The 16482-nt window shown below is 28.0% G+C and carries 13 protein-coding genes; 3 read left to right on the top strand and 10 right to left on the bottom strand.

Annotated elements, in window-relative coordinates:
- Positions 1-54 precede the first annotated feature (54 nt).
- From BM119_RS03300 to BM119_RS03290, 3 genes are all read right to left on the bottom strand, one after another.
- The gene (locus BM119_RS03300) at positions 55-1014 is read right to left on the bottom strand and encodes a calcium/sodium antiporter (protein WP_090038881.1); all 960 of its coding nucleotides are present in this window, start codon (positions 1012-1014) and stop codon (positions 55-57) included.
- Between the two features lie 141 nt (positions 1015-1155).
- Entirely contained in the window at positions 1156-2190 is a 1035-nt protein-coding gene (locus tag BM119_RS03295) for a ribonucleotide-diphosphate reductase subunit beta (RefSeq protein ID WP_090038879.1), read from the bottom strand.
- 53 nt (positions 2191-2243) lie between these two features.
- Positions 2244-4475: a ribonucleoside-diphosphate reductase subunit alpha gene (locus tag BM119_RS03290; RefSeq protein ID WP_090038877.1), complete on the bottom strand. Its 2232-nt coding sequence runs from the start codon at positions 4473-4475 to the stop codon at positions 2244-2246.
- 571 nt (positions 4476-5046) lie between these two features.
- Between BM119_RS03290 and BM119_RS03285 the strand changes: the two genes are divergently transcribed.
- Together BM119_RS03285 and BM119_RS03280 are read left to right on the top strand one after the other, a co-directional pair.
- Entirely contained in the window at positions 5047-5343 is a 297-nt protein-coding gene (locus BM119_RS03285; RefSeq protein ID WP_090038875.1) for an ArsR/SmtB family transcription factor, read from the top strand.
- A 103-nt stretch (positions 5344-5446) separates the two neighbouring features.
- On the top strand, positions 5447-7909 hold the full coding sequence (locus tag BM119_RS03280) for a CoA-disulfide reductase (RefSeq protein WP_090038873.1): 2463 nt from the start codon (positions 5447-5449) through the stop codon (positions 7907-7909).
- A gap of 204 nt (positions 7910-8113) precedes the next feature.
- Here BM119_RS03280 and BM119_RS03275 read toward each other — a convergent pair whose 3' ends face one another.
- Complete coding sequence (locus BM119_RS03275) at positions 8114-9094, bottom strand: acyltransferase family protein (protein ID WP_090038872.1); 981 nt, start codon at positions 9092-9094, stop codon at positions 8114-8116.
- 8 nt (positions 9095-9102) lie between these two features.
- Positions 9103-9954 carry an alpha/beta hydrolase gene (locus tag BM119_RS03270; RefSeq protein ID WP_090038870.1) on the bottom strand — a complete coding sequence of 284 codons (852 nt, stop codon included), beginning with the start codon at positions 9952-9954 and terminating at the stop codon, positions 9103-9105.
- A 556-nt stretch (positions 9955-10510) separates the two neighbouring features.
- On the opposite strand from BM119_RS03270, the gene BM119_RS03265 reads away from it, so the two are divergent.
- Positions 10511-11260: an alpha/beta hydrolase gene (locus tag BM119_RS03265; RefSeq protein ID WP_090038868.1), complete on the top strand. Its 750-nt coding sequence runs from the start codon at positions 10511-10513 to the stop codon at positions 11258-11260.
- Between the two features lie 188 nt (positions 11261-11448).
- Here BM119_RS03265 and BM119_RS03260 read toward each other — a convergent pair whose 3' ends face one another.
- From BM119_RS03260 to BM119_RS03240, 5 genes are all read right to left on the bottom strand, one after another.
- Positions 11449-12468: an ABC transporter ATP-binding protein gene (locus tag BM119_RS03260; protein ID WP_090038866.1), complete on the bottom strand. Its 1020-nt coding sequence runs from the start codon at positions 12466-12468 to the stop codon at positions 11449-11451.
- 345 nt (positions 12469-12813) lie between these two features.
- On the bottom strand, positions 12814-13590 hold the full coding sequence (locus BM119_RS03255) for an ABC transporter permease (protein ID WP_090038864.1): 777 nt from the start codon (positions 13588-13590) through the stop codon (positions 12814-12816).
- Positions 13591-13611: 21 nt separating this feature from the next.
- Positions 13612-14457, bottom strand: a complete 846-nt coding sequence (locus BM119_RS03250; RefSeq protein ID WP_242948293.1) for an ABC transporter permease — start codon at positions 14455-14457, stop codon at positions 13612-13614.
- A 2-nt stretch (positions 14458-14459) separates the two neighbouring features.
- The gene (locus tag BM119_RS03245; protein WP_090038860.1) at positions 14460-15689 is read right to left on the bottom strand and encodes an ABC transporter substrate-binding protein; all 1230 of its coding nucleotides are present in this window, start codon (positions 15687-15689) and stop codon (positions 14460-14462) included.
- A 190-nt stretch (positions 15690-15879) separates the two neighbouring features.
- The gene (locus tag BM119_RS03240) at positions 15880-16248 is read right to left on the bottom strand and encodes a hypothetical protein (RefSeq protein WP_090038858.1); all 369 of its coding nucleotides are present in this window, start codon (positions 16246-16248) and stop codon (positions 15880-15882) included.
- Positions 16249-16482: the final 234 nt, after the last annotated feature.

Raw genomic sequence — 16482 nt, 5'->3', positions numbered from 1 at the left:
TTTATCATTTTCAACTCATCACTTAAATAAATTAGTTTTCTAACTATTATTATACTAATTTCTTATTACTATGTATATTGTATAAGCAACATATATTGCAACCAATAACAATCCTTCTGTTCTAGTAAGCTTTTTTATCTTTTCTTTATTAAAGAATATTAAAAACCCTAAAAGAAGAGTTACTCCTATAAGAACTATAAAATCTACCGCTAAAGTTTGAGATACAGGTATAGGTGTTATAACAGCTGATGCTCCTAATATTAGCAATATATTAAATGTATTGGAACCGAGCACATTTCCTAAAGCTATCTCATTTTCGCCCTTTAATACAGCTACAACAGAGGTAACAAGTTCTGGTAATGATGTTCCCATAGCTACTATTGTAAGCCCAACAAGTTTTTCACTCATTCCTAAGGAATAAGCTATAGTAGTTGCTGAATCTACAACTAGTTTTCCTCCAAAAATTATACCTAATATACCTATAATAATAAAAAGAACCTTTTGCATTATATTTATGTTTATTACTTCATTATTATCTTCTTTTATATTACCTTTTTTAGCACTTACTACGAGATATACCATATAAGCTATGCATAAAACTAATAAAATAATTCCATCCACTCTTGATATTAAATTTGATTTTGAAAATATAATACTATCAAATGTTAAAAAGAATAATAATATTGTAATTAAATTATTTACTAAAAAATCTTTTTTTATTGTTATTTTATCTATTAATAACGGTGTTATAATAGCTGTTATTCCTAAAACTATTAAAGCATTAAACAAATTAGAACCTACAACATTTCCGATTGCTATTTCATTACTTCCTTTAAGGGAAGAAATAAGACTTACGGCAAGTTCTGGTGCACTTGTTCCTAATGAAACTATGGTTAACCCAACAATGACAGATGGTATTCCTAATTTTTTTGCAATAGATGCAGAACCATCTACAAATAAATCTGCACCTTTAATAAGCAAAATAAATCCTACTACTAAAATTATATAACTCATTTTTTCTCCTTTGTTGCAAATATATAGATTTTTATATAACTTATAACTTATGCGTAAACTAATATAAGTATTTTCCTTACTATAATATTATATACCACTTTATAGTATAAAAATCCACATATTTCTTGGAAAAAGTTCTCTCTAAAGATCGTCCACTAAAGCTCCTGCCTTTGCATAAGCCGTAGATTTTGCCTCAAAGAAGTCTGTCTTAACTTTATTAGCATCACTTTGTATATCCACCCACGGAGCTGGATTTTCTGTAATTTCATCATATAACGGACTTATGTCTATTGCTTTTAATCTCATATTCCCTAAATACTTTATATAATTTTCAATAAGCTTTTTGTTTACCCCATTTATATTATCCCCTATTACATAATGACCCCATTGGATTTCATGCTCAACACCTGTTTTCATCATTTGTCTTATTTCCTCAATTACTTCATCATTAAAAAGTCCTGGTTCTTCTTTTCTAAGCTCTGTTATTATACTCCTAAATAGCCATAAATGGGTATTTTCATCTCTATTTATATATCTAATTTCTTGGGCTGAACCAGGCATCTTTCCATTTCTCTCTAAATTATAGAAAAACATAAATCCTGAATAAAAATAGATTCCTTCTAATATATAATTAGCTATACATACTTTTAAAAAGTTTTCTCCATTAGGATATTCTACAAAACTATTATAAAGATCTCCTATATATTTATTTCTTTTTAATAAAATAGAATCATTTTTCCATTGGTAAAGAATTTCATTTCTTTTTTCTGGAGAACAAATTGTATCTAACATATAACTGTAACTTTGTGAATGCACTGCTTCTTGAAATCCTTGAATAGTTAAACATAAATTAACTTCTGATGCGGTAACATAATTACCTATATTCCCTAGGTTAGCAGTTTGAATACTATCTAGAAATATTAAAAAAGATAATATTTTATCATATGCAATTCTCTCTTCTTCTGTTAATATTTTGTAGTCCTTTAAGTCTTGAGACATATTAATCTCTTCTGGTATCCAAAAATTATTCATAGCTTGACGGTACCATTCTGATACCCATGTATATTTCATATTGTTAAAATCATTTAGATTTGTTGTATTCCCATTTATAAGCCTTTTTTTACTTACCTCAATATCCCCATTTTCATTGAACAATGGTCTCTTATTTATATTCATAACTCCTCCTAAAACAAATAAGTTTTTCTAAATCTTATTTTTTTAAAGTTGCCTTAAGCTGAGCAACTTTCACATTCCTCTACTGACAATGACTTACTTCTCACATAGTAAATACTTTTTACTCCACATTTCCACGCTTCTATATATAAATTCATGATTTGTCTCATTGTAAAATCTGTTGTTATATAAAGGTTAAAACTTTGACCTTGATCTATATGTCTTTGTCTTATTCCATTAGCTTTAATGCTAGATAATTGATCAACGTTATATGCAGATATATAAAACCAATAATTATCCATAGATAGATTGGGAGCAACCTTAGGTACTACACTACCCTTTTTTTCTTCTAAATAAAATCTAGACATTATAGGGTCGACGCCCTCAGATGTTCCTGCTATTGTAGCTGTAGAACCATTTGGTGCAACTGCTAAAAGATATCCATTTCTCATTCCATGTTTATTAACTTGGCTTTTTAATTCCTTCCACTCTTCTGACTCATAATTTCTTATATTAAAATACTCTCCATTTTCCCAATCTGAGTTTTTAAAATATTCATAAGAACCTTTTTCCTTTGCAATATTATTACTAGCCTTTATTGCATAAAAATTTATTTTTTCATATATTTTATCTGCAAACTCTAAATGATTTTCAGATGGCCATGGAATAGAATTATTTGCAAGCATATGGTGATAACCACTTGTTCCAAGACCAACAGATCTATACCTTTTGTTTGTAATTTCTGCAAAAGGTACTGCATAATAATTTAAATCTATAACATTATCCATTGCTCTAATTTGCGTTTCAACTATATATTCTAGCTCTTCATCCTTATTTACATCAATATTTCCTAAAACCAAAGATGAAAGATTGCATACCACAAAATCTCCAGGTTTAGTTTTCTCTATTACCATTAAATCTCCATTTTCATTCACTATTTCTGTCTTATCTATAGTCATAGCACTCATGTTTTGCATAATTTCTGTACATAAATTAGATGAGTATATCATCCCCTTATGCTTATTAGGATTCATTCTATTTACTGTATCTCTATAAAATGCAAATGGAGTTCCTGTTTCTGCTACTGATTTTATTATAAGTCTAACTATATCTTTTACAATCATCACTCTTTTATCTATTCTTTCATCATTAACACAGTCATAATATCTCTTTTCCCACTCTTCTCCATAAAAGTCTTCTAAGTTATATCCTTTGACCATCCTTATTTCATGTGGACACATCATATACCAATTAGCATCAATATCCTTTTCCGCTAACTTCCAAAACAGATCTGGATAACATAATCCTGGGAAAATATCGTGTGCTTTTTTTCTATCATCACCATTATTTGTTTTAAGCTGCAAAAACTCTGGTAAGTCCTTATGCCATACATCTAAATATATAGCAACTGATCCATTTCTTACTCCTAATTGATCTACAGCAATGGCTGTATCATTGAAAAGCTTTATCCATGGTATAACCCCGCTAGATGCCCCTTTAAATCCTCTTATAGGTGAACCTAATGCTCTAATCTTTCCAACATATATACCCATCCCTCCACCAAACTTAGATACCTTTGAAAAATTATCTAGGGATTTATAAATGCCATTTAGACTATCGTCTACAGTATCTATAAAACATGAACTTAGTTGATAAAATGGTTTTCTTGCATTAGACATTGTGGGTGTAGCCATAGTTGCTTTTAATGATGATATTGCATTGTAAAATCTTTTTGCCCAGTACAATCTTTTTTCTTTTTTCTCTGGTATTGCTAAGTGCATGGCTATCCCCATAAACATTTGCTGTGGTAATTCTAAAGGTTTCCTACTAAAATCTTTGATTAAATATCTTTTAGCCAATAAATTAATACCACTGTATGTAAACAAAAAATCCCTTTCAGGTTTAATTTCTTTTTCTAATTCATTTATATCTTCTCTTGAATAGTTTTCTAATATGTATTGTCCATACAAACCCTTGCTTGTTAATTCCTCTATTAATTCATATAAGTTATCATATGGATTTTCATCGTTTTTCAAGTTTCTGTTTTCTCTTACATCTTCATATAAACCTTTAATATATAATTTAGCTGCTCCTTGAATCCACTTTGGCTCTATAGCAGTTGTCAACTCTAATAATGTTTGTGTTACTGCTTTATTTAATTCTCTTTCACTCATATTGGGTCTTATTATATTCCCTAGTGTCTTTTCTAATCTCTCAATATCATAACTTTCATCTTCATTAATTATGTCTTTTATTGCAAATTTACATATGTCCATAATCTTTTCCATTCTGATGCCTCCTCTTATAATATGTAGCATATATTGTATTTACATTCAATACATACCACAATATATTGACTAGCATATTATATATAGTTTTATTATTTTTGTAAAATCCTAAATTTAAACATAGGAGTTTTTTATCTTCAATAACTTCTTAAATCCTTGCTAAAGATAATTATTATATACAAATAAATCTTTTTATATAACAATCATTAAAAGTATACCTTTTACATGTATTTATGGCAATATACTTGTGACAAAAAAGTCATCTGAATATGAAAATAAAAATTCATATAAACTCCAAAGTTAGGGCTGATCAAAACAAATTAGCTGACTGCGCAAAGTATTATAAAGTATAAAAAAGCTAAGATAGTTTGCTAATGCTTAGTCCTCACTTTTCTCAGCTTTTCAGACTTTAAAAATTCTATACAATTATAAGAAGCTGTGCAAAATTACATAGCTTCTTATATCATTTCTAAAAATTCATATATTTTATAAGTGTATAAATTTTTCTACATTGACATATCCTAAACTATATCGTAATATATAAATATAGTGATATGAAGGGGGATAACCTATGATTGATAAAGAAACTTTTTTAAGCAATCCCATTGTTTTTGAAAACAATGCTAATCTATTAAAAGCTTTAGCTCACCCCATTAGATTATGCATAGTAAAAGGATTAATAGAAACTGGTGGTTGTAACGTTACAAATATTCAACTTTGTCTTAATATTCCCCAATCAACAATTTCTCAGCATGTTGCCAAATTGAAATCCTCCGGTATTATTGTTGGGGAGAGAAACGGATTAGAAATAATTTACAAAGTTGCTAATAAACAAGTAGAAGAACTTGTAAAAGTTCTATTTGATTAAGAATATCTAAAGAAGTCTAAATAAAAGACTTCTTTTTAACTAAACTATATATTGTAATATTGTAATATTAAGATTTACAAATATAAATGAGAGGAGATTTTTTATGAATAAGAAAGTTATAATTGTTGGTGGAGTTGCTGGAGGGGCATCTACTGCTGCTAGACTTAGGAGAATTGATGAAAACTGTGAAATAATAATGGTTGAAAAAGGCGAATATATTTCTTTTGCAAATTGCGGTCTTCCTTATTATATAGGAGGTACTATAAAGGAAAGAGAGAACTTAATAGTTCAAACAATCGAAGGTATGTCTGATAGATTTAACATGGACATTAGAAACTTTAGTGAAGTTATAGAAGTAAATAAAGAAGCTAAAACTATAAAAATTAAAAATGTAAAAACTTCTGAAATTTACGAAGAAAGTTATGACACTTTAGTCTTATCTCCAGGAGCAAGCCCAATAAAACCACCTATTCCAGGTATAAATGATTGTAATAATCTATTCACTTTAAGAAATATACCTGATACTGATAATATTAAAAATTTTGTTGATAATAATTCTCCTAAAAATGCCATTATTGTAGGTGGTGGTTTTATAGGACTTGAAATGGCCGAAAATCTTCATGATAAAGGTTTAAATGTAACTTTAGTTGAAATGTCAAATCAAGTTATGGCTCCTTTAGATTATGAGATGGCTTCAATTGTTCATGAGCATTTAGTGGATAAGAACATTAATTTAATTCTTGAAGATGGAGTAAAATCTTTTAGTGATAATGGGAAAAAGGTCATCTTAAATAGTGGAAAAATTATTGAAACGGATATTATTCTACTTTCTATTGGTGTTAATCCTGAAAGTACTATAGCCATAAATGCAGGTATTAAAGTTAATCAAAGAAAGGCTATAATTGTAGATGAATATATGACTACTTCTGACCCTAATATATATGCTTTAGGTGATGCTGTTGAAGTTAAAGATTATATAAATGGAAATCCTACTATGATTCCATTGGCATGGCCTGCAAATAGACAAGGAAGAATTGTGGCCGATAATATAAGTGGTGGAAAAATTAAATATAATGGAACTTTGGGTTCATCAGTTGCTAAGGTTTTTGATCTTACTGTTGCTACAACTGGTAATAATGAAAAAATATTAAATAAATTAAGCATAAATTACAAGGTTATCCACATACACCCTGGTTCCCATGCTGGATATTATCCTGGTTCTTTCCCTATAGCTATAAAAGTTATTTTTGACCCTCAAAATGGAAGAATTCTTGGGGCTCAAGGAGTTGGACTTGATGGAGTTGAAAAACGTATTGATGTTATAGCTACTGCTATAAAAGGTAAACTTACAATATCAGATTTAGCTGACTTAGAATTATGTTATGCTCCTCCATATTCATCAGCTAAAGATCCTGTTAATATGGCTGGATATGTAGCATCAAATATACTTGATGGTAGTATTGATACTATTCAATGGAATGAAGTAGATACTCTTATAAATAAAAGCGAAGTTTTTTTAGATGTTAGAGAATCTCTAGAAGTTGAAATGGGCTCAATTAAAAGTTCTATAAATATTCCTCTTGGAGATTTAAGAAAAAGACTAACTGAACTCCCAAAGGATAGAGAAATATATGTGTACTGTCAAGTTGGCCTAAGGGGATATATAGCTTGTAGAATTCTTTCTCAACATGGATTTAAGTGTAAAAACTTAGATGGAGGATATAAAACTTATTCCTCAGTAATTGATTTTAATGAGAACTCTAGCTCTAAAAATGTAAATGGTGTAAATACTGATACTGAACCATCTAGTGATTCTAGTATTAATGAAGTATCTGTAACCTTAGATGCTTGCGGACTTCAATGTCCAGGTCCAATAAGACGTGTTTTTGAAGAAATTGAGAATTTAAATCCTGGAGATATATTAGAAGTTAGAGCTACTGATCCAGGATTTAAAAAAGATATAAAATCATGGTGCGAGAAAACAGGTAATATTTTAATGAAAGCAGAATTTGAAAAAAGTCAAAATGCATTCATTGTATGGATAAAAAAAAGAGTTCCTAGTTGTAGTTCTATTACTACTACATCAAAAGCTGAAAAAGATGGAGCTACATTAGTTGTATTTAGCGGTGATTTAGATAAAGCAATCGCCTCATTTATAATAGCAACTGGAGCAGCTTCTATGGGAAAACCTGTAACAATGTTCTTTACATTTTGGGGCCTTAATATATTAAAGAAAAAATCAAAACCTTCTATTAAAAAAGATATGGTTGAAAAAATGTTTGATATGATGCTTCCTAGCAGCACTTCAAAATTGCCTTTATCAAAAATGAACATGGCTGGTATGGGGCCTAAAATGATAAACCATATCATGAATAAAAACAATGTAGATAGCTTAGATACTTTAATAGAAAATGCATTAAAAATGAACGTAAATATGGTTGCATGTTCTATGTCTATGGATTTAATGGGTATCAAAAAAGAAGAACTTATAGATGGCATAGAAATCGGTGGAGTTGCTTCTTATTTAGCATCAACAGAGGATTCTGGATTAAACTTATTTATATAAGGCACATGAAATGAAATAATAAGCGAAAGATGCAATGTATATTTTGAATGTGCCTAAATTCATCTAAATATGATAAAATTCATTTAACCCAAAAGTGAGGTCTAAGCGATGCAAAATAGCTGACGCTTAGACCTCACTTTTCTTTAAATAATTTTATTGTACAAGAATGTATAATTCATAAAAAAGTATCTATGTGCTTTTTATTTATTTAAGGCTTAAAATTTTATTTATAGTATTAAACATAAAATTATATATTTTACCAACAATGCCTCTGGATAATATATAAATTATAATTAAAGGACTTATTATTAATATTGAATTTTTAATTAAACTTATATTCCAACTTGGTATCATTATGTAAATCAAAATAACTAAATAAATATGAAAAACATAAATTGTCATTGTTGATTTTCCTATATATGTATAAAACTTTTTTTTACTTGGGACTATATTTGCAACACATACACTTAAAATCATTGAAGAAACATATGATATAAATTTGAATAGGGAACCTTGAAATACATTTAACCCTGAATCTGCATAGGATTGAGAATTATATAAAAATTTATAATCTAATAAGTCATTTTTAGCTATATAAAATGCTGATCCTATATATATAGTAATTATTATAGCAGAAATTATTCTACTAGGCTTTTTTCTTAAATTAATATGATTTTCGTTTAAGAAATAACCAATTAGAAAAAATGGCAAAAAATTTATTGTTCTAAAGAAAGATAAAAATGTTTCGCCACTTGGCAAACATCCAATAAATAAACTTATTAATATACTAATTGATACTATATGCTTAATTTTAATCAAATATTTTAATGATATTCTCCATAAGAATAGGCTTAATAAATACCATAATGTCCACCCTGGATAAATCAAAGAAAACATATATTGCCCTGTAGCAAAATATACTGACAAATACCATATCATATTGAAAACAATATAGGGTAGTAATAGATTCTTCACAGCTGTTCTTTTGCATTTATCAACATTTTTTGATAAATATCCAGATACACATACAAATAAAGGCATATGAAAAACATATACAAATAAATATATACCCTTCAAAATATAACTTCCATCTATGTAATATTCTATGACATGCCCGAAAACTACTAAAGAGATTAATAATACTTTTAAGTTGTCTAAAAAGTAATTTCGTTTATTGTAATCCATTCTTTCAATCACTCCAATATTTTATTGCATATTTCTTCTATAAAACTAACTATTTTTTTAGATTCGTTTTGACCATGCCCCATTACTAAATTGGTAATATCGGAATGATGTTTTCCTTTAACTAGGTAAAACTCCCCCTTTCCTCCTAAATTATTTAATTTTTTTATAAAACTTTTAGAAGTCCTTATATTGATAATTGGATCTTTATTTCCATGTAAACACAAAACTGGAATTTCAATTTTGTTATCAATTAAATTTACTGGATTTATTTTCTTTATATAAGATTTATTATTTATATAATTATATAAAAGCATTTTTGAATATAAAGATGTACATTCAGTAAAATCTAAAACTCCTGACATAGAAATAAAACCTTTAATTTTATTTTCATCAATCTTATATTTATGCTGCATAGATTTATTAAAAACGATATTAGCTGCTAACTCTCCACCTGCTGAAAAACCCATTACTATAATATTATTTTTATTATAATAATTTGTTTCTTCATTAGCGTTAAAGTGTTGTAATACTTTAAACACATCCTCTATTTGATTTGGATATTTATATTTAGGTGCTAATCTATATCCTGGAAGCACCACTGTATAACCTAAATCACAAAAAAATTTTCCTATTGCACTATACATTCTAGGACTTCCATGCCACCATCCCCCACCATGTATAAAATATATTATTGGATTTTCACTTTTATTACCATAAAACACTCTATAATATTGTCTTTTATTTTCTCCATATTTAAAATCCTTATATTTTATTTTTTTTTCTGCTAAAATATTATATTTAAATGTTCTAATTACTAGTGGAAATCTTAAAAAAATCTCCTCTAATTGAAACTTAACCATTCCTTCTCTCCTTATTTCTATCTTAGTCACATGAAAGAAAATAACAATTCAAAGATTCCATGTATGTCTTGTGCCAGACAAGGAAGTGATATTAGTTCATAGCATAAATATCACCGACGAAATAGACGAGCATACTTGACTTGTTATTTTTTTAAATATGCCTTATGTATTTAAATCTCTGTACTGCTATTATCAAGTAATGATTTGGTTAATGTAAAATTTTCAAATATTAATTTTACTGTTTACTATATAATGTTTCATTTTTAGATATTTTTATCCCCTAACTAAGTATGGTAATACGCTAACCTCTTAAATGAAATATAATCATTACCCAATAAATTCATCCATTAAAACTTCTAATTTTTTTATCATTTGTATCTTGTACTTATCAATAAATTAAAGCTTTTCCACTTGATTAATTATATCATCAAAACCTCTATATATTTTAAATCTCTTTTATAATTTATATCAGATTAGCGGATTTTAAAAGAACTTTGTTCACAAAATAGCATAAATTATGATATATTAATTAATAATACTTGTAAGGAGCGAAAAAATGAAAAAATTAAATAAAAAGAAGTTAATATTTATACCCATAATTATTCTTTTTACATTATGTCTATTATTCTTTATGTATGTTTATTCTGGAGTATATACTGGAGATTATACATCACAAAAAGATCTATTAGATGCTACAAATGTAAATATTGAAAATACTGATTACATTACATTTACTCCTAAAGATCAAAGTAATAATATAGGATTTATATTTTATCCTGGTGGAAAGGTAACTGCTGATGCATATGCACCATTAATGAAAAAAATTTCTGAAAATGGGTTTAAAGTTATAATTCCTAAAATGCCTTTTAATTTAGCAGTATTTTCACCTAATAAGGCTGATGGTATTATAAATAAAAATCCTGAAATTCATACTTGGGTTATAGGAGGACATTCTTTAGGTGGTACTATGGCTGCATCTTATGCTTATAATAATCCTGACAAAATAACTGGATTAATTATGTATGCATCCTATCCTCAAGATAAACATAACTTTAAAGATAGAAATATAAGTGTTCTATCCTTATATGGATCTGAAGATGGCGTAGCCTCCTTAGCCAATATAGAAAATTCTAAAAATTTATTTCCATCTAGTGCTGTGTTTAATGTTATACAAGGAGGAAACCATGGGAACTTTGGAAATTATGGTAATCAAAAAGGTGACCATGAAAGTTTGATTACTAGAGAAGGTCAACAAACCCAAACATTAAAGTTTACAGCAGATTTTTTAAATAACCTTTCAAACTAAATATAAAAATTATTACTATTTGTATACTTTATTGAATTACAACTTATATTATAATTCTAACAAAACACTAACATTAGTTTTAACCTTATAACAATAAAAGCCTATGAATTTTCATAATTCATAGGCTTTTATTGTTTATCCTTAGTATAATATTTTGTTAACTTTACTTATATATCTCCTTATTAATCTTAAAGTATTACCGCCTCTACCTTATTTGATATATGTATATATACCTTTTCATTTATATCTAAATTTGTTTTTTTATTACAACTTACTTTTATCTCTTCATCTTTATTTTTTAAAGTATAAATAAATTTATCTCCTGTATAAAGTTTTTTGCTTATAAATATAGGGCTTGTAACACATTTGGTTATTTCTATGTCTTCTGATTTTATAGCTAATCTACAGTTATCCACATCTAGTTTATTAACTTTTACTTTTATATTCCAAAAGTCATTTAAAAAATGCTCATCTTTAATTCTACCCTCTATTAAATTGCAGTTTCCAAAAAACTTTGCAACTTCTAATGAATTAGGTTTTTCGTATATTTCATAGGGAGTTCCTATCTGAAGTATTTTTCCACCATCCATTAATGCTATTTTATCTGAAATACATAATGCTTCTTCTTTATCATGAGTTACAAATATGATTGTTAATTTAAATATGTTGTGTATCTCTTTAATTAAGTTCTTCATATGTTCTCTAAGATTAATATCTAGACTTGAAAATGGCTCATCTAGTAATAATATTTTAGGCTCCATAACTAAAGCCCTTCCTAGGGATACCCTTTGTTTTTGTCCCCCTGATAAGTTCTTCGGATATTTATTTTCCATTCCGTTTAATTGCAATAAATCAATAATTCTAGTTACTTTTTTGTGTATTTCTTTCCTTGGCATTTTACTTATTTTTAATCCAAATGCAATATTATCAAAGACCTTCATATGAGGAAATAATAAGTGATCTTGAAATACAAAAGGAGTGTTCCTTTTTTCCATAGGCAAAGTTGAAATGTCTTTACCATCTATAATTAATTGGCCATTGTCTATATTATGTATGCCTGCTATAGTCTTTAAAAGTGTTGTTTTTCCACAACCTGATGCACCTAAAATTGTAAAAAAACATCCTTCTTCTATATTTAAATTTATTTTATCCAATATAACTTTTTCATCTAATATTTTTGTTAAATCTTTTATTTCAATAGAACTCATACTTTGTTGCTCCTTTATCTTATGACTACCACCTGTAACTCCTATCCTGTTAGAACAAAAGGCTACCCCCTTTTTTAATTGACGATTGACAATTGACAATTATTGTTGGAAGTCACAGACTTCCTAAATATAAAGTTGAAGGTTGAGAGTGGAAAGTTGAAAGTTTAGGTTTTAAAATCTTCCTAAGAAGATTTATCCTTCAATTGTCAATTCATTCCAAGCTTCCTGAGAAGATTTATCCTAAACTTGTAACTTGCTACTCAATAAAGTTTTCAACTCCCATTAGCCCTTATTTTATCAGCCTTTTAGATTTTAAAAATTTTATATTTTTCTATACGTTAAGTTCTATATGTAAAACCACTTGTTATAATGCTTTGAAACTAGTTTCTCTATAATAATTAAAACTAAGAGGGATGATATTATAAATAATATACTATACACTGATGCCAATGTTCTGTCTCCACTTTGGATATAAGGTATTAAAACCATAGGAAGTGTTTTAACCATTCCACCACCTATCAAAAATGTTGTAAAGTACTGACTAAAAGCAATAATAAACACAAATGCACAAGCTGATATTACTCCTGGTAAAATCATTGGAAATGTAATAAATAAAAATGCCTTTACTGGAGATGCACCTAAACTTTTTGCTGCTATCTCATGATTTACCCCAACAATAGACATTACATTTGATATAAGCCTTACCCCATAAGGTATACATGGTATACAATTTATAAGAACAACACCTAGTATTGTATTAGTAAGTCCTAGCTTTATAAAAAGTATATGCAATCCCATTGTAATAGAAGCAAGAGGTAATATTAATGGTGATGTTATTAGTAGATTAAAAGCCCCTTTTCCTTTAAAATCATAACATGATAATGACCTAGCTGCTGGTATACATAGCATCACTGTAACTATTGTAATTGCCAACGCATAAATTATACTATTAAATGTTATATGTAATGATTCAACACTAAACATGGCCTCTATTCCTCTATAGCTTATATCATCTGGTATAAGTTTTGGATATGCCCACGCTGTGCACATCGAATAACATATAAGTATCATAATAGGAAATACAAAAGTTATAAATAACAATATAGTTAATAATCTTTTCAACCTAAAAATCCCTTCTATTTTTTATTTTAAAGTTTTTCTAAATGATATTTCATAAAACACCATAATAACTAAAGATATAAATGATAACACTGTGTTTATAGCCATAGCATATGGTCTATTAAATAAATCTGAGCTTGAATATTCAATAAATGCTTTAACTGGAAGTGCTTTGGGCATTGTTGGCCCTAAAAGATACGGAACCTCAAAAGCTCCAAAAGAAAAGGCAAAAATTATTAAAAAACTAGTTATTATACTTTTTTTACTTAGTGGCAATAATATTTTAGAAAATATCTGACCTTTATTTGCGCCCAAATTTTTAGCAGCAATAATAAAGTCTTTGTTTATATTATTAAGTATATCATAGGTAATTATAGCAACGAAGGGGATTTCCTTCCACAAATAAGCTATCACTATTCCAATTCCATATTGATCATTTATGAGCAGTGGAAACTCATTAAAATCACTTATCATAAACAAATTGTTCATTATTCTACTTATATATCCACCTTGGGAAAATATAGAAAGTATAATAAAAACCACCACAATATGTGGTATAACCATTGGAAGCTTTATAATTAAATTATTTAATCTACTTTTTCTTTTATATAATATGTAAGCTATAAATACTCCTATAATAACAGATAAAATAGATGATATTAATGATGTCTTTAAGCTAAATAATAAAGACTTAGTAAACTCTCCGTCCTTAAATAGCTCAGCATAATACTTGAAAGTTACTTCTTCCATACCTAATGAAGGCATAAAGCCAAGGCTTTGAAGAATTCCCTCAATTACTCCAAAGCCTAAAGTTATTATTAAAAATAAGGAACATGGAAGAAGCAGTATATAGGGACTTAACTTCTTCAAACTTATTCCTCCCCTGCAACTCTCTCCATCCAAATTTTCTCTATTATAGGTATAATATCTGCATCTGGTTCTGAACATCTATGACTTAAAAGTTCATCTTGTTTTACTATAGCATCACTTAATTTCACTTTACTAAACATAGATTTTTCATTATCCAATAATTTGTTATTATCTAATGCTGGTAAATCTCCCCAAGCTAGAGGATCATACTTACTAGCCTGCATTTCTACTGACAATATTGCATTTGCTACTGCCATTGCCCCTTTTTTATTTTCACTATTATAAGGTATTGCTACAAAATGTGTATTTCCAATGGTTCCTTTTTCAAAAACTGATGAAACAGCTCCATTAGGATATTCACCATTCTTGATTCTTCCATCTATAGCATTAGGAGCATATGTTACTGTGCCTAAAACCTGTTTATCTGCAAACATATTATCTAATTGAGCCAAAGTCGCTGGATAAGTTTTTCCTTCATTCCATAAATATGGTTTCAAATCATTTAAATAATTTATTGCAGGTTCTATAGCTTTTTCTATTTCTTCCTTAGTTTTAAGTCCTTTAAGCTTTTCTTCCCCAACGATATCATATATCACATTTCTTACAAATGCACTTCCTGTAAAATCTGGAGGTGCTGGATATGTGAATTTTCCTGAATTAGCTTTACAAATCTCCATAAGTTCCTGTGTGTTTTTAGGAAACTTAGTTACCATGTCTTTATTATAAACCATTACCAATTGAGCTCTGCCAAAAGGTGATTCATATCCATCTACATTATATCCAAAATCTTTGTTAATATCATTAGCTGTACCGTCTACATACTTTTCAAAATTAGGAATTATATTAGTGAATGGTCCATAAAGTAAATTAGCCTTTTTTGCAGCATAAAAATTTTCTCCATTAAGCCATACTAAATCAATTGATCCCTTTTCGTTGTTAGCTTGTTTTTCTCCAAGTAGTTTATTTAGTATACTGTCTATGTCCATAGGCACTCTATTTAGAGTTATATCATAATCTTCTTTTACTTTCTTAGCTAAAACATTGTCAACCCACTTGTTTATATTTTCATCTCCACCATAACCATAGAAATTAACAGTTGATCCCTTAGATTCATCTAAAACCTGCTGCCAATTTTCTATATTAGATTCCTCATTTTTAGCCTGTTTTTTTGAACATCCAGAAAATGATAATGTTAATATTAATGCCATTAAAATAAATACTGTTTTTTTCATTTGATCCCGCCTTACTATATTTTTTCATATATAATTATACATATATTTGTATGTAATTGTATAGTTTATATTAATTTTATAGCATTTTTATATAATCATCGTTGTTTCTATATATTTTATTCATTTTCAATTAACAAAATTTACTTATTGTTATACTCTATTAACATACTATTTTACAATATTATTGTTTTTAATCGTTATTTTTTTGATTTAAAATAGAGATTTCCCTCTCTAGATCATTTATTTTTTCCATCATAATCTTCAGGTTCTTTTGTAATTCATCGTCATTATTGGATGAATTATTATTAGAGTTATCTTTACAACCAAATCTACACCCTGTTAAACTTCCTAATCCAACCGGCCCATAATTAGGGCCATTACCTACTGGAGGATACACACCACCTACAGTATTGGCAACTACTATTACTTGACCTAATAATATATAAAAATTTGCAAGAATATTTTGCTGATATACCGTAAGTTCTCCAGCTATACCTAATCCTATACTAGTTGCTAGACATACAATTTCTTCATATGATAGATCAAAAAAGCTTTTCATTCATTACCCCACCCTTATAAACACTAAATAAACACTAAATAAACCTCTATTACATACTTAATGTGGAATTTTACAATATTTAAAATTCAACTTATTATGAGTAAGTTTATAAATCCTAATTAGGCATATGAAAGAAAATAACAAGTCAAAAATGCCATGTATATTTTGTGTCAGACAAGGAAGTGATATTAGTTCATAGCATAGGCTATGGGCTAATATGGCTGACGCAGTATG

The sequence above is a fragment of the Clostridium frigidicarnis genome (genome assembly GCF_900111985.1).
GTDB lineage: Bacteria > Bacillota > Clostridia > Clostridiales > Clostridiaceae > Clostridium_Z > Clostridium_Z frigidicarnis.
The sequence above is the reverse complement of the archived record's forward strand: the minus strand, read 5'-3'. Positions and strand labels throughout refer to the sequence as shown.

Coding starts and splice junctions, on each gene's coding strand:
- BM119_RS03300 (WP_090038881.1), bottom strand. CDS start 1,014: ATGAGTTATATAATTTTAGTAGTAGGATTTATTTTGCTTATTAAAGGT.
- BM119_RS03295 (WP_090038879.1), bottom strand. CDS start 2,190: ATGAATATAAATAAGAGACCATTGTTCAATGAAAATGGGGATATTGAG.
- BM119_RS03290 (WP_090038877.1), bottom strand. CDS start 4,475: ATGGAAAAGATTATGGACATATGTAAATTTGCAATAAAAGACATAATT.
- BM119_RS03285 (WP_090038875.1), top strand. CDS start 5,047: ATGATTGATAAAGAAACTTTTTTAAGCAATCCCATTGTTTTTGAAAAC.
- BM119_RS03280 (WP_090038873.1), top strand. CDS start 5,447: ATGAATAAGAAAGTTATAATTGTTGGTGGAGTTGCTGGAGGGGCATCT.
- BM119_RS03275 (WP_090038872.1), bottom strand. CDS start 9,094: ATGGATTACAATAAACGAAATTACTTTTTAGACAACTTAAAAGTATTA.
- BM119_RS03270 (WP_090038870.1), bottom strand. CDS start 9,954: ATGGTTAAGTTTCAATTAGAGGAGATTTTTTTAAGATTTCCACTAGTA.
- BM119_RS03265 (WP_090038868.1), top strand. CDS start 10,511: ATGAAAAAATTAAATAAAAAGAAGTTAATATTTATACCCATAATTATT.
- BM119_RS03260 (WP_090038866.1), bottom strand. CDS start 12,468: ATGAGTTCTATTGAAATAAAAGATTTAACAAAAATATTAGATGAAAAA.
- BM119_RS03245 (WP_090038860.1), bottom strand. CDS start 15,689: ATGAAAAAAACAGTATTTATTTTAATGGCATTAATATTAACATTATCA.
- BM119_RS03240 (WP_090038858.1), bottom strand. CDS start 16,248: ATGAAAAGCTTTTTTGATCTATCATATGAAGAAATTGTATGTCTAGCA.